At 44.1% G+C, this 628-nt stretch carries 1 protein-coding gene; it reads left to right on the top strand.

Translation table 11 applies throughout. From position 1 onward, the window contains the following. On the top strand, nt 1–628 hold a 628-nt coding region (locus tag R7Q46_RS28005), incomplete at both ends, for an AsmA family protein (RefSeq protein ID WP_318078412.1).

The raw sequence follows: 628 nt of genomic DNA, 5'->3' as shown, positions 1-628 counted from the left end.
ACACTGTCGGTGTTGATGTTTCTGTCACACCACTTTTTAGCAAACAACTTGAAATCGGTAACATTACTTTAGATGGTGCGGAGTTCTACGTTGAAACGAAGAAAGACGGCAGCAAGAACATTGATGCTTTAACGAAAGCGCAAACTCAACAAGCAGAGCAACCGAATGATACTGCACCAGATCAAAGTGGTGAATCGCAGTCTGAAGGCTCAGATTGGAGTATCAACCTGGCTGGTGTTACGGTTTCTAATGGCTCACTAGAAATTCAAGACAAGCAAGCCGGCAATTACACCAAGCTGTATGATGTATCGTTGAACCTTTCTGAATTTGCTTTTGACAGCTGGACGACAGCTGACTTTGGTGTGAAAGGCGAAATGAATGACCAGAAGTTTACAGCAGAAGGTAAGGCAGACTTTAAACTGGCGAAAGGTCTTACCAGTTATGCGTTGAAGAACATCAATGTTGATGCGACGTACACTGATCCAAACAACACTATTGAATCGGCAAAAATTGGCTTAGATACGTTTGAATTCGATAAAGTAAACAATCTTAGCTACGCGCTTCAAGGCAGTGCGGCTGGTATGAAGCTGGACATGCAAGGCGGTGGGCAGCTTACGGTTGACCAAGC

The organism is Vibrio sp. 811 (assembly GCF_033339195.1).
The sequence above is the reverse complement of the archived record's forward strand: the minus strand, read 5'-3'. Positions and strand labels throughout refer to the sequence as shown.